Origin of the sequence: Chryseobacterium ginsenosidimutans (assembly GCF_024807225.1) — a bacterium.
GTDB lineage: Bacteria > Bacteroidota > Bacteroidia > Flavobacteriales > Weeksellaceae > Chryseobacterium > Chryseobacterium ginsenosidimutans.
Genome location: NZ_JANUCO010000001.1, coordinates 2,254,264 through 2,269,375, shown reverse-complemented (window position 1 = coordinate 2,269,375; position 15,112 = coordinate 2,254,264). Strand labels below are relative to the sequence as shown.

Genomic DNA, 15,112 nt, shown 5'->3' with positions numbered 1-15,112 from the left:
AATGAAAAGAACAGTTTTAAATGTAGCCGCCTTATTTTTAGGAATAACAGCATTTTCGCAAAACATTCAGACCGTCACCAATTCCAAAGGTCCGGTTTTAGGATATTCGGCTGATTCAGGAGTTAAAATTCTGACCATTGACGGAAATAAATTTAAAGATTTAAATAAAAACGGAAAACTCGATAAATACGAAGACTGGAGACTTTCTGTTGACGAAAGAGCAAAAGATTTAGCCTCAAAAATGTCGGTGGAACAGATTGCAGGTTTGATGTTGTACAGCGGTCATCAATCGGCTCCTGCTCCTGCAGACGGTTTCAGAGCAGGAAAATACAACGGAATGTTCTACAAAGAAAGCGGCGCAAAAGCTTTTGACTTAACAGATCAGCAAAAGAAATTCTTAAAAGACGACAACCTTCGTCACGTGTTGGTAACAACGGTAGAATCTCCGGAAATTGCAGCCAAATGGAGCAACAATATTCAGGCGTATATCGAAGGTTTGGGATTGGGAATTCCAGCCAACAACAGTACAGATCCTAGACATTCGGCAACCGTTACGGCAGAATTTAATGAAGGAGCAGGAGGACAGATTTCTCTTTGGCCGGATGGTTTGGCGATGGGTGCAACTTTCGATCCTGAATTGGTTAAAAAATTCGGAAATATTGCCGCTCAGGAATACAGAGCGTTGGGAATTTCAACGGCTTTATCTCCTCAAATCGACTTGGGAACAGAACCTCGTTGGTACAGAATCGCTTACGTTTTCAGCGAAAGCCCGGAATTAACGGCAGATATGGCGAGAGGTTATATTGATGGTTTTCAGACGACCATCGGAAAAGGAGCAACCAAAAGCGGTTGGGGAAACAAAAGTGTAAATGCCATGGTAAAACACTGGCCGGGAGGTGGACCTGAAGAAGGCGGTCGCGACGGTCATTGGGCGATGGGAAAATATGCAGTTTATCCGGGAAATAATTTTCAAAACCACGTAAAACCTTTTATTGATGGTGCTTTTAAATTAACTGGCGGAACAAAAGAAGCTTCTGCAGTAATGCCTTATTACACCATCAGTTTTAATCAGGATACGAAAAACGGAGAAAATGTAGGAAATGGTTTCAGTAAATATTTAATAACCGATTTATTACGTGGAAAATACGGCTACGACGGCGTTGTCTGCACCGATTGGCTGATTACAGCAGACGAAGGAAAAACTCCGGGAATGTTTGCCGGAAAACCTTGGGGAACTGAAAAAATGTCAATCGCAGAGCGTCATTACAAAGTGTTGGAAGCAGGAGTTGACCAGTTCGGAGGAAACAACGACAAAGCTCCCGTTTTGGAAGCCTATCAAATGGGTGTGAAAGAACACGGCGAAAAGGCGTATCGCGCAAAATTTGAGCAGTCTGCTGTTCGTTTGTTGAGAAATTTCTTCAGAACAGGATTGTTTGAAAACCCTTATGTAAATGCAGAAGAAACCAAGAAAATCGTTGGAAATCCCGAATTTATGAAAGCAGGTTACGAAGCTCAGGTAAAATCTATCGTGATGTTGAAAAACAAAGCCAATATTCTTCCGATTAAAGAAAGAAAAACGGTTTACATTCCGAAGAGATATTCTCCGGCAACGTTCAATTGGTGGGGAATTTACACCGAACCGTCATTAGAATATCCTGTTGATATCGAAAAAATTAAAAAGCATTTCAACGTTACGGACGACCCTGCAAAAGCCGATTTCGCATTGGTTTTTGTAAAAAGTCCTCATAGTGAAGAAGGTGGTTACAGCGACATCGACGCCAAAGAAGGCGGAAACGGTTATGTGCCGATTTCTCTTCAGTACCAAACGTACACTGCGACAGAAGCTCGTGAAAAAAGTATTGCAGCGGGAGATCCTGTTGTTGCACCGAATGTACACGACCGAACGTTCAAAAACAAAACTTCTACAGCGACCAACTTCACCGATTTGTTAGCCATAGAAAACGCTTACAAAGCAATGAACGGAAAACCCGTAATTGTTTCTATCACTGCTTCTAAACCAATGATTTTTAATGAATTTGAAAAACACGCAGATGCAATTCTGATGAATTTCAATGTATCAAATCAGGCAGTCGTAGATATCGTAACCGGAAAATACGAACCTTCAGGCTTGCTTCCGCTTCAGATGCCTGCCAATATGGCGACTGTTGAAAAGCAAAAAGAAGATGTTCCTTACGACATGGAAACGCACAAAGATTCCGAAGGTCACAATTACGATTTCGGATACGGAATGAACTGGTCTGGTGTGATTAAAGATGCCAGAACAGAGAAATATAAAAAATGATTCATCATAAATTGATTATTGATTGATGTCTTAAAACCGGGCATTTATCGTCCGGTTTTTAAGCTCATGATAATCTCTGAATTATTTGGGCAGCTTTATCCGCCCTCCGTTCCCGCTTTTTTATCATTCCGAAGAAACTGAGTTAATCAGTTGAACCACCAGTCAATCGCAATAACAAAAAGAGCTCCACTCAGGTCGGGCTGCGTGCAATTCGAAGTGATAAATCAGCGGCATTTTTTGTCATTCCATAGGAATCTCAGCAATGATATTGAAATACTAAAACCGAGATTCCTACGGAATGACAAACTAACTGCAAAATATAGATTTAAGCCTTTGCTGAGTTAAACGCCTTTGTGAACTTAAAAACAGTGTAATAATCAAAAAAAATAAAAATGAAAAAACTCATTATAACAAGTGCATTTCTTTTAGGATTAAGCACAATCAACGCTCAAAAATCAATTCCATTATACAGCGGAAAAGCACCTGGAACAGAAAACTGGACGCAGAAAGAAGCTCACCAATTCAATGAATTATTCAAAACTGAGGTGGTTTTTAATGTTGCTCAACCTTCAATGTTAGTCTTTGAAGCCAACAAGGCAAAAGCTAACGGAACAGTAATCATTGTCGCTCCCGGTGGAGGTTTTCAAAGTTTATCCATCAACAGAGAAGGAATTGATGTCGCTAAAAAATTAGCAGAAAATGGAATCACAGCAGTCGTTTTAAAATACAGATTATTGGAAACAAAATCCAACGACCCTGCTAAAGAAATGATGGAAAACATCAAAGACAGAAAAGCGTTTGATGCGAAAACTGAACCTATCAAAGTGATGGCAGGAGAAGACATCAAAACAGCAATTTCCTACATCAGAACTCATGCAAAAGAATTAAATATCAATCCTGAAAAACTAGGCGTTATCGGATTTTCTGCGGGAGCAAGTGTCATTTTAGAAAGCGTTCTTCACAGCAAAGATGCTTCTACTCTACCCAATTTTGCAGCCTCGATTTACGGTGGACCAAGTCAGGAAATTTTAGATATAGAAATTCCGAAATCTACGCTTCCATTGTTCATTTGTGCTGCAAGTGATGACCAATTGAAATTAGCTCCAAAATCAGTCTTGTTGTACAACAAATGGCTAGAAGCAGGACAACCAACCGAACTTCACATCTACGAAAAAGGTGGTCACGGCTTCGGAATGGGAAAACAGAATCTTCCTGTCGACAAATGGTCGGATGTTTATTTGGATTGGCTGAAGTTCCACAAGTTTTTATAGTATTCTAATTAAACCATAAAAATCACAAAAGTCTTTTAACACTTAAGTTGTTTTAAGTGAAATTATACTGTTGAAAAGTCCATTTAAGTTTTTTGAAAATCTTTGATTTTAAGCTAATGTATTCTTTCATTTTCAAAGTTTTTAAGCTTAAAAAAAATTGTTGTCCGATAAAAATTGTAAAAAATTTGACTAATTCAATGTTTATAGGATAAATCAACAGGTCGCTCCGATGGAGCTTTGTTTTGGAACTACATTTTTCTATTAACAGTAAGTCGCGATGGGACTAAATGCAGCTCCATTAGGAGCTAACTGACAATAGGAAATAATTGTTTTTTGTAATTAAAACTCCAGAGGAGTGACCTGTTAATTATATTTTAGTTTTTAACGGATAACAATGCTTAAAATTAATATTAACAAGCTTTTGCGCCTTTTGTGGTTTTAAAAATTCATTCAAATTAAATAATAAAATATCTATATATGAAGAAGAATGTATCAACATTGATCAGACTTTCTCAGAAAGCAAAATATTCAGGATTATTCTTGGCTTTATTGGCTGCATCGCCTTTTGCGAATGCTCAAACTAAAAATGCAACGGTAACAGTTGACGGCAAATCATTTAAAGATCTCAACAAAAACGGAAAATTAGATGTTTGGGAAGACACGCGCCTTTCGGTAGATAAAAGAATCGATGCGATCATCAAACAAATGACGAACGCAGAAAAAGTGGATCTTCTCATCGGAACGGGAATGCCCGGAATTGAAGTATTGACAGGTCCTGTCGGTGATTCAAAACAAGGTTTGGTTCCTGGAGCTGCGGGAGGAACATCCAATTTCGACAGATTCGGAATTCCTGCGACGGTTGTTGCAGATGGTCCTGCCGGTTTGAGAATTGCTCCGACAAGAGATAATGATTCAAAAACCTATTATGCGACGGCCTTTCCGGTGGGGACAGCGTTGGCTTCGACATGGAATAAAACGTTGCTGGAACAGGTTGGAAAAGCCATGGGAAATGAAGTGAAAGAATATGGAGTTGATGTTTTATTGGCTCCCGCTTTAAACATTCATAGAAATCCATTGAACGGAAGAAACTTCGAATATTATTCTGAAGATCCTTTAGTTGCAGGGAAAACTGCTGCGGCCATTGTGAACGGAATCCAGTCTCAAGGTGTGGGAACTTCAATCAAACATTTCGCTGCAAATAATGAGGAAAGCAACCGTTTGACGATTAATGCACACGTTTCTGAAAGAGCGATGAGAGAATTATATCTTAGGAATTTTGAGATCACCGTGAAAGAATCTCAACCTTGGACGGTAATGTCTTCTTACAATAAAGTGAATGGCGTTTATACTTCCGACAGTCATGATTTATTGACTCAGGTTTTGAGAAACGAATGGGGTTTCAAAGGAATTGTAATGACCGACTGGTTCGGAGGTTTCCCGGGATTTGAATCCATTAAAGACGGTGGAATTTCTGATGTCGTAAAACAAATGAATGCAGGAAACGACCTTTTGATGCCCGGAATTCCTGCTCAGAAAAAAGTTCTTTTAGCAGCATTAGATTCAGGTAAATTGTCTCAGGAAGTAGCGAATCTCAATGTAAAAAGAATTCTGGAATATGTTTTTAAAACACCCACTTTCGCTCAATACAAATACAGTGACAAACCAAATCTGGCTCAAAATGCAGAAGTAACGAGAAGTGCTGCCACAGAAGGAATGGTTTTGCTTAAAAATGATAAAAATGCGTTGCCTTTTGCCGATAAACAGAAAGAAGTTTCATTATTCGGAGTGACATCTTACGCTTGGATTACGGGTGGAACTGGAAGTGGAAGCGTTAACAATAAACACACGGTTTCTTTATTAGAAGGTCTGAATGCAGCGGGTTACAAATTAGACAAAGAATTGGTTAACCTGTATAAACCACACGCTGAAAAAGAAGTTGCAACCGAAAAAGAAAGAAGAAAAGCAAGAGGAATTTTGGCATTGCCCGAAAGACTTCCTGAAATGAAAATGGACGATGCTTTCATCGCCAAAAAAGCCGAAACTTCTGAAATTGCTTTCGTAACGTTGGGAAGAAATTCTGGAGAAGGCGGCGACAGAGTTGTAGATAATGATTTCAATTTAGCAACAGAAGAAATTGAAATGCTGGATAAAATCTCAAAAGCTTTCCACGCAAAAGGGAAAAAAGTGGTGGTGATTTTAAACATTGGTGGCGTTATTGAAACCGCTTCATGGAAAGATAAAGTGGATGCGATTTTATTAGCTTGGCAACCGGGACAGGAAGGTGGACATTCCGTTGCTGATGTCGTTTCAGGGAAAATAAATCCTTCCGGAAAACTGACGATGACTTTCCCTAATAAATATTCTGATACACCATCGGCGAAAAATTTCCCAGGAATTCCTGCGGATAATCCGAAAGATGTGACGTATGAAGAAGGCGTTTATGTGGGATATCGTTATTTCAACACTTTCAATGTGAAACCTTCCTATGAATTCGGTTATGGAAAGTCTTATACAGATTTTACTTATTCTAATATTAAAGTGAATTCAAAAACTTTTAATAATACATTAGAAGTATGTGTTGAAGTTAAAAACACAGGAAAAGTCGCAGGAAAAGAAGTGGTAGAACTTTATCTTTCTGCTCCTAATCAATCCATCGACAAACCAAAATCTGAGTTAAAAGCGTATGCTAAAACAAAAGATCTGAAACCCGGAGAATCTCAAACTATTACTCTGACTTTAAATCCGAAAGATCTGGCTTCATACGTAACCGCAAAATCAGCTTGGATTGCAGACGCAGGAAATTACAAAGTTTCTGTAGGTGCATCGTCTTTGGATATTAAGCAGACAGCAGAATTTTCTGTTCCGAAAGAACTGACGGTTGAAAAAGTTCAGCATGTTTTTCCTGCGGATGAAAAGTTTGAAGATATGAAGCCTTAATTAAATATTTCAACCGCAAAGACAAACAAAGTTTTTTAAGATGTTTACTCAAAATTTTAAGATATACAAAGGCATTTCATTTATTTTGGATCTGCAAGGTTCGTTTTACATTGATAAACATAGTGGTTTTGCTTCTCTTAAAAAAGTTTCAAAAGACACAATCCCTTTGTTTTTCTTTGCGATAAAAATATGATAAGTAAATGATAAATTTATTGTCTCAAATTAAGATATTATAAACAAAAGGGGCTATCTTTAGCCTCTTTTTAAATTAGATGTATATGATCAATAATGAAGTACAATCGAAAAGGAACTATACCGTTCCGCTGATTACCATTACACTTTTATTTTTTATGTGGGGATTCATCACCTGTATGAATGACATTCTGATCCCCTATCTGAAACAGCTTTTCAAACTGACATTTTTTGAATCAATGTTGGTACAATTCTGTTTCTTTGGAGCTTATTTTATAGGTTCGCTTATCTATTTTCTGGTGTCCACATCGAGTGGAGATCCGATCGATAAAGTCGGTTACAAAAAAGGAATTCTTTTTGGGATTTTCCTTGCCGCATTAGGTTGCGTTTTATTCTATCCGGCTGCAACATTTTCATCTTATGGTTTGTTTTTGGGAGCATTATTTATTCTGGGATTAGGGTTTACAGTCTTGCAAATCACTGCAAATGCCTATGTTTCTCTACTTGGACCGGAAGATTCCGCATCCAGCCGATTGAATATGACACAGGCTTTCAACGCCTTCGGAACAACGATCGCTCCGGTTTTGGGCGGACATTTGATTTTTGAATTATTCTCTGCATCTGACGGTTCTTTCAGTGCTGCCGCTACAAAAATTCCTTATTTGATTTTTGCTGGAATTTTATTATTGGTTGCCCTATTAATTTCAAGAGTTAAGCTCCCTGATTTTCAGGTAAAAGGGGAAGAAATCGTAAAAGGTTTCGGAGCGTTGCAACATAACCATCTGAAATTTGGAGTTCTTGCCATGTTCTGTTATGTAGGTGGAGAAGTCGCGGTAGGAAGTTTCATTATCAGCTTCCTAGAGCAACCTCAGGTGATGAATTTATCCGAAGTGGTGAGTAAAAATTACCTTTCTTTATATTGGGGAGGTGCGATGATCGGGCGTTTTCTTGGAGCTATTTCATTGAATCATTCCATTAGTCAAGGCAAAAAAGCATTGTATATGTTAGGAGCGGCAACTGCTGTTTTTCTTGTGATTTTCAGTATTGTTGATCTTACATTTGCGCAGATCAGTTTCTTTTTGGTATTTATCGCTCTGAATTTCATTGCCTTTTTTATCGGAAAATCTGCTCCGGCAAGAACGTTATCAATCTTTGCAGGAGTCAATGTTGTGTTATTGATTTCAGCGATGTTGAATCACGGCGAACTGGCTATGTACAGCATTCTAGGAATCGGAATTTTCAATTCTATTATGTTCTCTAATATTTATACATTGGCGATTTCGGGATTAGGAAAATACACCAGTCAAGGTTCGTCTTTGGTGGTGATGGCGATTTTGGGAGGCGCGATTGTTCCTATTTTTCAGGGATATTTGGCTGATCAGTTTGGCGTTCAGCATTCCTTTATTATTCCTGTATTCTGTTATATCTTGATTTTGATTTTTGGTGCGTATTGTACTAAATATTTAAGTCATGTGAAACAGGATGGTGATGCGAAATCGGGACATTAAGATCTTTTTTTATATATTAAAACCTGCTTTTGGGCAGGTTTTTTTGTTGAATATTTATGATGTAAGCACGAGCTAGAAGCTCGCGCTAGCAATAGAATTATATATTAAATGGATGTATGAATCTTACGCTGGTGCGAGCTTCCAGCTCGTACCCCATTTTGACATTAGCATTTGATTTTTTAAATATAAAACCTGTCGTTGAGCAGGTTTTTTGTTGAATATTTAATAATATAAACACGAGCTGGAAGCTCACGCTAGCAATAAAACTTAACAATAGAATAATTACATTAAGTTCACAGATTAACATCAATCTTTAAAACTCCATCATAATCATCACAATAATTTCTGGCACTACTATATTTCCATTCCCAAGGTTCGATTACAAAACCACTTTCAACAGGATTTTGATGGACATAATTTAGTTTTTGTTCAAATACTTTTAACGACCATATTTCTATCGGATTGTTATGTTGTTGCCAAAACTGATACTCTTTAACGTTAGAATTCTTACTTCCTGCTTTTTTAAACATCCAGAGCAGCCATTCTTTTCTGCTTTCCTGATTATTTTCCTGAATAGCTTTCAGCATTTGTCTAGAGGTGAAACCTTTAAAATCTCTTATTAATTCTGAAGGCTTGCCATCATCGGATCGAAATATCAAATGGATATGACTGGGCATAATACAATAACCAAAGATGATCATTCCTTTATTTTTTCTGCAATAATCTAAAGAACTGATAATGATGTCAAAATATTCAAGTCTGGTAAACACGTCTATCCAAAAAACAGTTGCAAAACTTATAAAATAAGCACAGTCTTTTTCGTGAAATTTATATTTTCTACTCATTGTGTTTTGTTTAAAATAAAAATACAACAAATGGTATAAAGTTTATGGATTCTTTGAGTTTTTTATAAGACACGAGCTGGAAGCTCGCGCTAGCGTTGATTTTTCAACCTATCCTATTTCAGACCAAACAACTTTCCATTTTAATTCCCGCACCATGTTTCAGCCAAAACAAAAAATACTTTCAATCAAAACAATCTGTTTTAATTCAAACAAAAAATCAGGTGAGTTCAAACAGGCTGTTTCTATTCAATCACAAGCTCCTTTTAACTCAAACATAATGTTTCGGAATAAATAAAAAATGATATCTTTAGATCAGAAAAAATTTATTATCATAAGCACCGTTGATTTATGAAAATCACCCTATCAAGGCTAAGTACAAAAGACTTGGCGACTTTAGCACAAAGGCTCATCAATACTTCAGCATCGGGAAATTATCCTGTCATTAGTAACCATCCCCTTATTAATGAAGTAAAAAGCATGTACGAAGACTACGATGCCGTCTATACAAAACCTACTTTTAGCGGAAAAGGACGAGATGTAAACAGCGCAGACAGAGACAGAGACATCGCTTTTACAAATTTAAAATCTTATCTGAACAGCTACAGAAAAATGAGCTCACTACCCAATCATCAGTATGCGGAAGATCTGTATCACATTTTCAAAATTCATGGTCTTGATCTCGATCGCATGAGCTATTCTTCACAGAGCGCACAGATGAAAAAGCTGATTGAAACTCTGCAAACCAATGAGAATATACAAAAATTAATGGGGCTTTCTCTTCATACGGCTTTCAGTGAAATGAAAAGCAAACACAATGCTTTTGAAACTCTATTTGCAGAACAGGCAGAAGCTAACGCAGACCTTCGACAGATGAAAAGCGCCTCTGTAATTCGTAAAGATCTGGAGAAAACATTGAAATCTTTCCTTACTCTTATCACCGCCATGAAGGATGTTCCAGATTGGCAGTCTCTATATTTTGATATAAATGAGTTAACAAAAGCAGGGGAAAATTCTACTTCTGAAATCAAGAAAAACTAAAAGAGAAAAGGTTTATAAATTAAAAAAGAGGTTAATAATTAACCTCTTTTTTTTAATATGTATTATTCAAACCACCATCGAGAGGAATGCTTGTTCCTGTAATGTAGGAAGCGTATTCAGATGCCAGAAAAGAAACCAGATGACCGTATTCTTCAGGTTTCCCCAGTCTTTTCATTGGGATTTTGTCTTCTCTGCCCTTTTTAATTTCTTCTTCCGATCTGTCACTTTGTTTAGCTTCATGACTGATTAAATTTTTAATTCTTTCGGTATCAAAATATCCTGTGAGAATATTATTAATCGTTACATTATGTTTTGCAACTTCAATGGAAAGCGTTTTCGACCATGCAATTACCGCCGAACGAATAGAGTTTGAAAGCGCAAGATTAGCGATCGGCTCTTTCACAGATAAGGACGAAACATTGATGATGCGTCCGTTATTTTGTCCGATCATATAAGGCAAAGCCAAAGTTGTCGTTTCGCAAACCGTTTTAAAAAGAAGATCAAAAGCTTTCTGATAATCTTCAACACCTTTATCCAAAGCCATTCCCGGATCGGGACCGTTTGTATTATTGACAAGAATATCTACCGTATTATCTTTGAAATATTCAGTGATGATTTTTTTATAGTTTTCAAAATCTGAAAAATCAGCGACCAAATACTGATGTTTCTGATTTTCATGCAAAACGGGCAGAGAAGCTATGAAATTTTTCAATTTCTCTTCATTTCGAGCCATTATCGTGACATTCGCTCCGCATTTTGCCAGTTCTGTGGCGATTCCCGCTCCTATTCCCTGTGTTGCAGCGCCTACCAAAGCATTTTTTGAATTTAGTTGAATATTCATGAATTTTATTTTTAATGATAAACTTGTTTAAACTAAATGAATGTCCGTTTTTAATTATAACGCTAAAATCAGCATTCATTTTGTCATTCCGTAGGAATCTAAACTTCCTTATTTTCAGCCTGTTGAGATTCCTACGGAATAACAAACAAACCGTTGAAAACTAAAATATTACTAACTATGGACATTCATTAAAAATTTAAACATATTTAAACAAGTTCAATAAGATATTTTAAAATTTACCCTAAGAAAACATTGATATAACGTGCTGTTAATTCAGGATGTTCATGTTGAGGGCCGTGTCCTGTGTCGTTTAATATAATATGCTGCATTGTTGGCGCATTTCTCAATAATGGAAACCAGTTTTCTGTAGCAAAACTAATATCGTGATCTCCGGAAATAACCAAAACAGGAGACTTTAAAGTCTTATAACCTTCACGGAAATTAAGTTTATCTTCTCTCATTGTTCCCGATCCTGTAATATATCTTTGAAAAACTTCGGGGGTAGAAGGAATGAGATCACTATTAAGTCGCTGTCCTATTCTGTCGTGGGAATCTTTGGCTTTTTGTCGGCTTCTTGCTGATGAAGGCTCGAAAAACAGGTAATATTCATCCTCCAAATCGTTCACAGGTTTCAGGGCATGTTCAAAAAATACGGGTTCGATAGGGATTTCATTTTCTCCAGGAGGATTTGTACCTATTAAAATTGTTTTCAAAACACGGTCTTGATTTTGGAAAGTCACCGCCTGAGCAACCAATCCGCCATAAGACCATCCCAAAACATTAAAATTGTCTATTCCTAAATAATCTGCAAGTTGAGGAACCACTTTTGCGACATCCACAATATCCAAAGGCAGCTCTCCTTCTGAGCTTCCGATCCCCGGATAATCAAAAAGGATAACCATATGTCTGTCTGAAAGATAATCTAAAAATAAAGGATCCCAAGTATCCATAATTCCTCTGAATCTGTTGACAAAAAATAAGGGCGCTCCGTCTCCGAATTTTCGATAGGCAATTTTGTTGTTGTCGATTTCTGCAAATTGAGTTTCTGCTGTTAATGCTGTATCCATTGTTTTTGAGTTTTGGGATTAGTTTTTTATTTAAATGATCTAAGACATTATTTCTTAATAATTTATTTAATAAGATGTTTAAAATAATAAAAACTTAACCGCAAAAGAGACAAAAGCTATTATTGATTGCATACCATTTTATTTATTGAGAAAACAAAAGTGTATAAAAGAAAAAATCAAAGATTTTTAAAAGCTATTGTGCTCTTATTTACAGTTTAATGATGAACCTTAAAAACTAACGTGTTAATCTTTTGCCTCTTTTGTGGTAAAAATAAAGTTCAAACAAATTCTTAATTATAAAGTTATAAATTTTAAATCACTTAAAACAATAAAAATTTAATCATAACTGTTTATTATTACACAGATTACTCATTCAGAAAAATATTAAATTATTCCACTTTTTCATCCTTTTTAATTCTTGTGGGACTGTAGCCAAACTGTTTTTTAAAAGTATATGAAAAATGAGAAAGGTCTTCAAAACCAAGATCAACGTAAACATCTGATGCAGATTTTTCTCTTTCTTTGATGAGAAAATGGGCTTCATTTAATCGTTTTTGTAAAATCCATTTGTGGGGCGAAGTATGAAAAACCTTTTCAAAATCACGTTTAAATGTTGCAAGGCTTCTTCCCGTAAGATAGGCAAAGCGGTCTAAATTGACATTATACCGATAATTTTGGCTCATAAAAGCTTCAAGATCAATTTTATGAGGTTCTGAAAAATCGAAAAGAATGTTTTTTAATTCAGGCTGAACTTGTAATAAAATCAGCAGCAATTCCTTTATTTTTAAATCAATAAGAGGTTTGTTACTCAAATGATTACTCTCAACAATAGTTTGTAAAGAAGTGATATAGTTTTGAAGCAAAACATTCATTTCTACCGGAACGAGAGGTTTTACAGCCACAAAATGATCTGCAGAAAGGTTATATTCTTTAGCAAAATTGTGTAAGTTTTCTTCACTTAAATAAATATTCATGCTTTCAAAAACACCATTTTCAGGAGGTAATTTTACAAACTTTACAAGCTGATTTTTTCTTATTAAATTAAAATCTCCCGGTTCTGCCCTGTATTTTTCTTTGCCGTCTTCCAAAACAAAACTTCCCGACAACTGATACGAAAGCGCATGCACGGGAACAAAATTCTCCCCTTTTCTGCTGAGCTCATGATAGCAGGAATAGACAATATCTGATGTTTCTTTACTCATAGCGATAGAAATATAAAGCGTCGTCTGTGGCGACAACGCTTTTATCAAATTTACAAATTATTATTTCAGAATGGCTTTCGGTTCAAGATAAGCCTGCAATCCGTAAGCACCATATTCTCTTCCGATTCCGGATTGTTTGAAGCCTCCAAACGGAACCATCGGATCATGACTGAAACCGTTGATACAAATTCTTCCCGCATCAATCTGCGACGCTACACTAAGTGCACGATCGTAATCTCCCGAACTTACATAAGCAGCCAAACCATACGGAGTATCATTCGCAATTTCAATCGCTTCTTCTTCTGTTTTGTAAGAAATAATAGATATCACAGGACCGAAAATCTCTTCCTGAGCAATACGCATATTATTTTTTACATTGGTAAAAATGGTGGCTTTTACAAAATTTCCTGCTTCCAGACCTTTCGGCTTTCCTTCTCCTCCAATTAATAAAGTAGCACCTTCTTCCAACCCTAATTTTATATAGCTCTGAACTCTCTCAAACTGCTTCACACTTACCATCGGACCTATATTTGTATCTTCATTTCCCGGTAATCCGACCACGATTTTTTCTGCAATCGACTTTGCCATTGCGTTCACTTCTTCTAATTTATGTTCCGGAACCAAAAGTCTTGTTGGTGCAATACAGGCTTGTCCACTATTCATGAAAGCTCCGTAAATTGCTGTGGGGATTGCTTTTTCTAAATCTGCATCGTCTAAAATGACATTTGGAGACTTTCCGCCTAATTCTAATGTTACACGTTTCATAGTTTCGACAGCATTTTTAGCAATTAATTTTCCTACGGCTGTAGAACCTGTGAAAGAAATTTTGGCAACATCAGGATTATTGGTTAATTCTGTTCCTACGACATTTCCTAAACCTGTCACAAAATTAATCACTCCATTCGGTAGACCCGCCTCATGAAAAGCTTCCATTAAAACCTGTGTTTGCAGACTGCTCATTTCGCTAGGCTTTATAACGACAGTACATCCTGCAGAAATGGCTGCGGCAACTTTGCTACAAATTGAGCTGTTACTTGCATTCCAAGGTGTGATGATTCCTACAACTCCGACAGGTTGCAATATTACGATGGAAGAATTGATGTTTTTTTCAAATTCAAAATTTTGAAGCACTTCTTTCATACTGTCGAACCAACTTACTGTGTGTTTGTTGCTTAACGTTACAAACTGATGCGTTCCTCCATATTCTTCAATCATAATATTGGTGAGATCCTGCTCTCTTTTCAAAACCGCATTTTTTAGTTGTTCTAAGTATTGGATACGTTCTGAAACAGTCGTTTTAGAGAGTGTTTTGAATGCTTGTTTTGCTGCTGCGATGGCTTTTCGGGTATCGATTTCATCAGCAAGAGTCACTTCACCAATCTTTATATTGTTGGCTGGATTAATCAGGTTAAAAATTTCTGTTCCGTTTGGCGTTACAAACTCGCCGTTGATGTAAATTTTATTTACTTTTTTCATTTCTTTAATTTTAATACAACAAAGGTAGCATCGTTAGAAACACTTTACTTTGTAAAAAAGCTCAATATTACTTTGCAGAAAAGCTCAATTATATAAGAATTAAAAAAAATATAAAATAAAATTATTGCTTAATCATATTATGTTTTGCATAGAAGATATTGACAATAACTATTGGTGTTAAAATTACTCGCTATAGAATTTTTTCTATATATCCTATAATGCCAACAGGTTACATTTATTATCATAAAATATTCCACCTGTATTTCTTAAATTAACATAATTATTTTTTTAAGATTTCATGATTTCATCATCATATTATCATTTTTTAATATTGAAAAATAAATCTCATATTATTGAAGTATTTTATTTTTATTTATATATTTGCTTAGACATTACTTAATTATAAACATTTATAATTATAATCCTCAACATT

The 15,112-nt window shown here is 36.2% G+C and carries 10 protein-coding genes; 5 read left to right on the top strand and 5 right to left on the bottom strand.

Annotated features, from left to right (window positions below; translation table 11 throughout):
• Position 1 precedes the first annotated feature (1 nt).
• From J3D55_RS10745 to J3D55_RS10730, 4 genes are all read left to right on the top strand, one after another.
• The gene (locus J3D55_RS10745; protein WP_259130990.1) at positions 2–2,302 is read left to right on the top strand and encodes a glycoside hydrolase family 3 protein; all 2,301 of its coding nucleotides are present in this window, start codon (positions 2–4) and stop codon (positions 2,300–2,302) included.
• Between the two features lie 392 nt (positions 2,303–2,694).
• The gene (locus tag J3D55_RS10740; protein WP_259130989.1) at positions 2,695–3,573 is read left to right on the top strand and encodes an alpha/beta hydrolase; all 879 of its coding nucleotides are present in this window, start codon (positions 2,695–2,697) and stop codon (positions 3,571–3,573) included.
• 477 nt (positions 3,574–4,050) lie between these two features.
• On the top strand, positions 4,051–6,510 hold the full coding sequence (locus J3D55_RS10735; protein WP_259130988.1) for a glycoside hydrolase family 3 C-terminal domain-containing protein: 2,460 nt from the start codon (positions 4,051–4,053) through the stop codon (positions 6,508–6,510).
• Between the two features lie 278 nt (positions 6,511–6,788).
• A complete protein-coding gene (locus J3D55_RS10730) occupies positions 6,789–8,210 on the top strand; it encodes a sugar MFS transporter (protein ID WP_259130987.1) in 1,422 nt (473 codons plus the stop codon).
• Between the two features lie 293 nt (positions 8,211–8,503).
• On the opposite strand, the gene J3D55_RS10725 is transcribed toward J3D55_RS10730, so the two are convergent.
• The gene (locus tag J3D55_RS10725; RefSeq protein ID WP_259130986.1) at positions 8,504–9,055 is read right to left on the bottom strand and encodes an REP-associated tyrosine transposase; all 552 of its coding nucleotides are present in this window, start codon (positions 9,053–9,055) and stop codon (positions 8,504–8,506) included.
• Positions 9,056–9,403: 348 nt separating this feature from the next.
• Between J3D55_RS10725 and J3D55_RS10720 the strand changes: the two genes are divergently transcribed.
• Positions 9,404–10,093: a DUF6261 family protein gene (locus J3D55_RS10720; RefSeq protein ID WP_259130985.1), complete on the top strand. Its 690-nt coding sequence runs from the start codon at positions 9,404–9,406 to the stop codon at positions 10,091–10,093.
• A gap of 52 nt (positions 10,094–10,145) precedes the next feature.
• Here the strand turns inward: J3D55_RS10720 and J3D55_RS10715 are convergent, their stop codons facing one another.
• The 4 genes from J3D55_RS10715 to J3D55_RS10700 form a co-directional block, all read right to left on the bottom strand.
• Positions 10,146–10,934 carry an SDR family oxidoreductase gene (locus J3D55_RS10715; protein ID WP_259130984.1) on the bottom strand — a complete coding sequence of 263 codons (789 nt, stop codon included), beginning with the start codon at positions 10,932–10,934 and terminating at the stop codon, positions 10,146–10,148.
• Between the two features lie 236 nt (positions 10,935–11,170).
• The gene (locus J3D55_RS10710; protein WP_259130983.1) at positions 11,171–12,001 is read right to left on the bottom strand and encodes an alpha/beta fold hydrolase; all 831 of its coding nucleotides are present in this window, start codon (positions 11,999–12,001) and stop codon (positions 11,171–11,173) included.
• 389 nt (positions 12,002–12,390) lie between these two features.
• Positions 12,391–13,251, bottom strand: coding sequence for a helix-turn-helix domain-containing protein (locus tag J3D55_RS10705; RefSeq protein ID WP_259130982.1), 861 nt, complete (start codon positions 13,249–13,251; stop codon positions 12,391–12,393).
• Positions 13,252–13,263: 12 nt separating this feature from the next.
• Positions 13,264–14,679 carry an aldehyde dehydrogenase family protein gene (locus J3D55_RS10700; protein ID WP_259130980.1) on the bottom strand — a complete coding sequence of 472 codons (1,416 nt, stop codon included), beginning with the start codon at positions 14,677–14,679 and terminating at the stop codon, positions 13,264–13,266.
• Between the last annotated feature and the right edge of the window lie 433 nt (positions 14,680–15,112).